Origin of the sequence: Psychrobacter sp. UBA5136 (assembly GCF_002414005.1) — a bacterium.
Classification (GTDB): Bacteria; Pseudomonadota; Gammaproteobacteria; order Pseudomonadales; family Moraxellaceae; genus Psychrobacter.
The window spans coordinates 102414-108470 of record NZ_DHYG01000054.1 but is presented as its reverse complement, the minus strand read 5'-3'; the positions used below and the strand labels follow the sequence as shown (position 1 = coordinate 108470).

General features: G+C 45.2%; 6 protein-coding genes. 2 read left to right on the top strand and 4 right to left on the bottom strand.

Features of this window, described 5'->3' with window-relative positions:
* From B4240_RS08875 to B4240_RS08860, 4 genes are all read right to left on the bottom strand, one after another.
* The coding region (locus tag B4240_RS08875) for a hypothetical protein (protein ID WP_296238451.1) at positions 1-425 on the bottom strand (425 nt) is incomplete at its 3' end.
* Between the two features lie 26 nt (positions 426-451).
* A complete protein-coding gene (locus B4240_RS08870) occupies positions 452-1000 on the bottom strand; it encodes a hypothetical protein (protein ID WP_296238449.1) in 549 nt (182 codons plus the stop codon).
* Between the two features lie 124 nt (positions 1001-1124).
* The gene (locus B4240_RS08865; protein ID WP_296238448.1) at positions 1125-1382 is read right to left on the bottom strand and encodes a YheV family putative metal-binding protein; all 258 of its coding nucleotides are present in this window, start codon (positions 1380-1382) and stop codon (positions 1125-1127) included.
* Positions 1383-3542, bottom strand: a complete 2160-nt coding sequence (locus B4240_RS08860) for a M3 family metallopeptidase (RefSeq protein ID WP_296238446.1) — start codon at positions 3540-3542, stop codon at positions 1383-1385.
* A 416-nt stretch (positions 3543-3958) separates the two neighbouring features.
* On the opposite strand from B4240_RS08860, the gene B4240_RS08855 reads away from it, so the two are divergent.
* Together B4240_RS08855 and B4240_RS08850 are read left to right on the top strand one after the other, a co-directional pair.
* Positions 3959-5068, top strand: coding sequence for a hypothetical protein (locus B4240_RS08855; RefSeq protein WP_296238443.1), 1110 nt, complete (start codon positions 3959-3961; stop codon positions 5066-5068).
* Between the two features lie 185 nt (positions 5069-5253).
* On the top strand, positions 5254-6012 hold the full coding sequence (locus B4240_RS08850; RefSeq protein ID WP_296238441.1) for an endonuclease/exonuclease/phosphatase family protein: 759 nt from the start codon (positions 5254-5256) through the stop codon (positions 6010-6012).
* The last annotated feature ends 45 nt before the right edge of the window (positions 6013-6057 follow it).

Here is a 6057-nt window from a genome sequence, read left to right as displayed (position 1 = left end):
TTATTGGGTTTGGTATTATAAACAAGCGGACGTGCTAATAGGGCAATTCTGCGCACCCCTTGATAACGGACAAGCGGGATAAGCTGTTGTTGTAAATCGACCAAAGCGGCCGTTAACCAGCGTGACCTTGATGGATGATAAGGATGGTCTGTTATCACAAGGTTGGCGATGTAACTTGGTTGACTACCATTGCTGCTGACGCCAAGCCCAGCTTGCTCACGTGCGCGTTTGTGCAGTAAACAGCTACCAACCATTAAGCTACCATCGCGGCAGGCACGATAGTAGCGTTGGTAATTATCAGGGTATAGATTTTTGCTGCGCGTAAGGATAGGGTCCAACAAAATACCAGCGTTATTCACAGGCAATATCAGCAGCTGTGCACTGCTATTTAAAATAGGGGCGTGGGTTAGTTGTAAAGTCGCCATCATCGTCCCCTTTGTAAAAATTTACGTTATTTGGCGCTGGCTTCAGCGCCTTCAGCCGCTTCTAGTTGGGCAATTTGCTGCTCAAGTAAGGCGATTTGCTCAGCCTTCATCTCTGTCAGCTGTTTATTCATTGCCAATTGCTCAGCGGCTAACTTTTCTTGTTCTGCTAAGCGCTGACGCTCATCTTCTAAACGATCTATCTCTTCTTTCGCCAAGCTATCGGTTTCTGGCAAAGGTGCGTTTAGGATAACTTCGGGATCTGGTATCTGACTGTCTGTGCTTATAGAGTCATCGGTGTTTAAAGCTGGATCATTATTATCCGCCGTATCGTTACCATTGTCTAAGGGCGTCGTATTTGATTGTGCAGCGCTGTCATTGTCTTGCTCAGTAGTCTCGGAGGTTGGTGGCACACTTTCAACAGGCGCGGTGTTGGTTTGCGGCGAATTGTTTTTCCAAACCAAGTAGCCAACTAGGAAAACAGCCAGTATGACAATTGGCCACCATTTTTGGCGCCATTTAGTAGATTTCTTTTTCGGCGAGTTAGACGTTAAAGGACGCATTTTTTTCTTATTCATACGATAATCGATTTATATCAAAAATATAAGTAAACATACTATAGCAAACTCAAAATAAAAAGCCCATCTATTGCTAGATGGGCTAGGAGTTGGAAGCACTTGAGCTGATGACTAGGTACTATATTTAGGGTTTAAACTTCACCGTACCACTGGTGCCCGTTGACATCGCATCACGGCTTAGCTGGTCCTCTAACTGATTTTTGGCACTGATAGCATCTGGGTCAGGGCGATGCTCGGTATGTCCGCACTGGGTGCATTCGATGTATTCATCAGGTTCGGGTGTGACGATATTAACTTGCCTCACCGCATCGAGCGCCTGACATTTGGGACAGCGTACACCTGCTAAAAACCGACGTTTTGGCGTTGATGATTGATAGCGCATTTAGATGACCTCGCGCGTCGTTTTAGCTTTATCAGCGTCATTTTTAGCGTGCTTAAAACCGCTGTGCCGTAGCAATGCATCGATACTGGCGCTGCGCCCGCGGAAATTTTCAAAGTTGGTCTTGGCAGGAAAACTACCACCCACTGATAAAATGGTTTCGCGGAAGGCTTTGCCTGTGATTGGGTTAAATATGCCGTCTTCTTCAAACTTACTAAAAGCATCGGCAGACAACAGCTCCGCCCATTTATATGAGTAATAACCCGCCGCATAACCGCCTGCAAAAATATGACTAAAGCCATTGGCAAAACGGTTATAATCTGGCGTCTGCATGATAGCAATATCGTCTCGAACACTATTTAGCGTCGCCAAAATACCATCATAATCAAGCGCTGGCGTGTGCGCATGAATCAACAAGTCAAAAAGCGCAAACTCGATCTGACGTAGGGTTTGCATGCCGCTTTGAAAGTTTTTTACCGCGAGTAAGGCTTCAAGTTTATCTGTCGGTAGTGGCTCGCCTGTTTCGACATGGCTACTAATTAGGGCAATGCCTTCGGCATCCCACGCCCAGTTTTCCATAAACTGGCTGGGCAGCTCGACCGCATCCCACTCAACGCCATTAACGCCAGCGACATCGCCAACGGTGACTTGGGTCAATAAATGGTGTAAGCCATGACCAAACTCGTGGAACAAGGTGAGCACTTCATCGTGGGTTAATAAGCTTGGCTTACCACCTATGGCGGGGGTAAAGTTACCGACCATAAAGCAGACAGGTAGCTGCTCGTGATCTTGCTCAGCATACGCATAACGTGACTGGAACCCACTCATCCACGCGCCGCCGCGTTTACCGCTACGGGTAAATAAGTCGAAGTAAAAACCCCCGAGCAATGTATCATCGGCGTCAAACAACTGATAAAAACGCACGTCGTCATGCCAGCGTGACACAGATTCGCTTTGCTCTTGTACTTTGATACCGTATAAACGCTCTACAATCGTAAATAATCCGCTGATGACCTTTGGCAAAGGAAAATAAGGTCTGATCTCTTCTTGCGATAAGCTAAACTCGCTTTGTTTGACTTTTTCGGCGATGTACGCGCTGTCCCATGGCTGTAACTCCTCAATGCCATAATCCTGCGCGTATTTTTGCAGCTGAGCTAAGTCTTGTTTGGCCGTCGGCGTTGCTTGCGCAGCCAAATCGCGTAAAAAGGTTTCAACTTCTGTCACGCTATCCGCCATTTTGGTCGATAATGAGACTTCTGCATAATTATCAAAGCCTAACAATTTGGCCTTTTGCTCTCTTAATTGCAGAATTTGACCCATGATATCGGCGTTATTGAGTGATTCGCCTTTGGCATTGCTATGAGTATCAAACTCAGAGGCGCGGGTAACATAAGCGCGGTATAGCGTCTCGCGCAGATTGCGATCATCGGCATGGGTCATGACGGCAAGATAAACCGGAATATTTAAGCTTACTACATAATAAGGCGTTGGCAATGCGTCGATATCCGCTTGCGTAAGCGCGCCGCTAGCAAGCTCACGCGCTTTATATTGCTCGCCTGCATCTGCCAATAGCGCCAAACCACTTTCAGTTAAACCTGCCAATTGTTCCTGCGCTAGCGGTAGCGCGTACGCTTGGGTGGCGTCCAATATGTGGTCTGAAAACGTCGCTGATAAAGTAGATAGCTCACTTTGAATGGCGGCAAATTTTTCTTGCTCAGCTTTTGGTAGCGCGACGCCTGATAACTCAAAGCTGCGTAGCGCAAGCTCAACGGCGCGCGCCCGTGCTGGCTCTAGGGCAGCAAAAAACTCTGTGTCATTGACGATGGCCTGATAACGGCTAAATAACGGCTGGTGCTGACCAACGCGCGTGCCATAAGCGGAAAGTTTGGGCAGCAGTTCATGATGGACGTGACGGATGTCATCGTTACTCATCACGCTATTTAGGTGCGACAAAATTCCCCAACTACGATCCAAGGCCAGATTCATATGGTCAAAGCGCATCACATCTGCTAACGCTTGCTTAGCGCTGATGTTGCTATCTGCTGGCATGGCATCTAAAAAGGCATTGGCCGCATCGATAGCGCTGATGACTTGATCTTGTAAGGTGTCAGGTGTGGCATTAGTAAAATCAACAAGGTGTAATTCTGAAGGTGTAGAGGTCATAAAGGTATCCGATATTCTGGTAGGGATGAATGATTATTGGCCAGATAAAGTGTTATGGATGTTATTTAAAAGGAGAGTTATCTAAAAGATGGGTATGACGCGGTTGAAATACAAGCCAGCGGTTAGATGACGTTATAAAGTATAGGGAAACTTAAATAAAAAAAGTACAGGCTTTAGGACGTGCTACTTAAAATTGGCTAAGCTTCACTTACAAAGCGCCATCATTTGCTTGCAAATTAACCCTACAGGGAGCGCGGGCAAGTTGTTAGCATCTTAGGAATAGCAGGACTAAATATAATAAATATAAGATAAATAACTATTAACTACTAATTATTAAAAATCTAACCACTAACTATTAAAAAATCCTTTTAGTCTTAAGGTATAAACCAACGATAATAAAATAAGGAGCAGTATTTATGAAAGCCACTCTTAAAAGTTTACGTGAGACCAAAGCCGACCCAGCCGTCAGTATTTTTGTCAAAACTCACCGTGAGCATCCTGAAAATCAAAAAGATCCCATTGCGCTAAAAAACCAATTAAAAGTCGTCGAAGAACGCTTAACCAATGAGTACGATAAGCGTACCGCATCCACTATTTTAGAAAATATTCAAAATAAAACCAGCGACCTTAATCACAATTATAACTTAGACACGTTAGCGATATTTGCCAGCACGGATGATGTACAAATCATTCGTATTCCCATTGATACCGCAGAGCGTGTGGTCATCTCAGACAGATTTGTGACACGTGACTTGGTCCGTGATATGGCCAGTGCGGTACACTATTATACCGTGGTGTTGACACGCGAGAATGCGCGCCTGATTGAAGCGTCTAATGATCGGGTCATCAGAGAGTTCGATAAAGACCACGATGCGCAAAATAATATGGAAGGCATCCCATTTCCTATCGAAAACAACAGCTTATACCTCACAGGCGATGGGGGTTCTGATCGCTCAGCCAATAATGAGAGTAGCTCTCTAAAAGAGTTCTTTAATCAGGTTGATAAAAGCGTGCAAGAGCTATGGGGCGAGCATAAAATGCCGCTAATTATCGTCGGCGATGCAAAAAATATCGGTTATTACCAAGAGGTTTGTGACCGTCCAGATAATATCATCGGTACCGTGACAAACGCCACCAATTTAGAGGGCAGCGCCCAGCATATCATTGATAGCGTACAAGAAGCGGTAGAAGGCTATCGCACGTCGTTACACGAAGCGGCTATGGGTGAGATTGATAAAGCGCGCGGTGCCAATATGCTACAGACCGATTTACAAGAAGTCTATCGCAGTGCTTTCCAAGGTGTCGGCGAAACCTTATACGTACGCCGCGGCTATATGCAACCTGCTAAGATAGATGAGCAGGCGCAGACGTTAACGATGGCCGATGATGCCACAGCAGAAGGCGTCACTGATGATGCGGTTGGCGAAATCATCGAGCATGTCATCCATAATGGCGGCAAAGTCGTATTTATGCCAGAAGAGATGATGGGTGAAGATCAGCCAATTGCTCTCGTTACTCGCTATTAATCGATTGCTGATTGCTGATATTTGTTAATGAATTAGCCATCGTTACGGCATAGGTATAATATGGGGCATTGGTTCGAGATGAATCAATGCTCTTTTTTATACTGATATTTTTATATTGAAATAGGTTTTAATAAAGCGCTCCCCAACTTTACTCTCACAATACTGAGTTGATGACTGATACATTTATGACTAATACCACCTCTTTTGTCTTAACCAGCTACAACATTCATAAAGGCATGTCGCCGATGAATCGCCAAGTCAAGATACAAGGCATCGCCCAAGCGCTTGATATCATTGGCTCAGACATCCTTTGCTTGCAAGAAGTACAAGGTCAAAATCTCAAGCGTAATTTGCAATACAACGAATATCCTGACCAATCGCAGCATGAATGGTTTGGTGAATATCTGCAACTGCAAAACAGCTATGGCAAAAACTCAGAATATGAAAACGGTCATCATGGCAATGCGGTACTCAGCCGCTTTCCTCTAGACCCAAAACACAACGTCAATATCACGGTCAATAAGCTTGAGCAGCGCGGTGTCTTGCACTGTGAAGTGCAGCCGCTAGGGTGGGAAATGCCTGTGGTGGTGTTATGCGCTCATTTAAATCTCTTTGAGCGCGACCGTATCAAACAATACGAAGCCATCTCCAATTATGTGCGCAATGAGATTGCTGCCGATCAGCCGCTGATTTTAGCAGGTGATTTCAACGACTGGAAAAAAATGTCTTGTGACAGGCTCGCGTCAAGCTTGGGTATGACCGAAGCCTTTAGACATTGCCATGGCAAATTGCTACCGACCTTTCCAGCAAAGCTACCCGTATTAAGCTTAGATCGTATTTATGTGCGCAACTTAAGGGTAAAGGATGCTTGGGTGCACACGGGTAAGCCTTGGTCAACGCTGTCAGATCATCTGCCGTTAAGTGCAGAATTGACACTGCCATAAAATGATTTGTTCATAATTAAAAAGTCTGTAAATTAACTAAAAAAA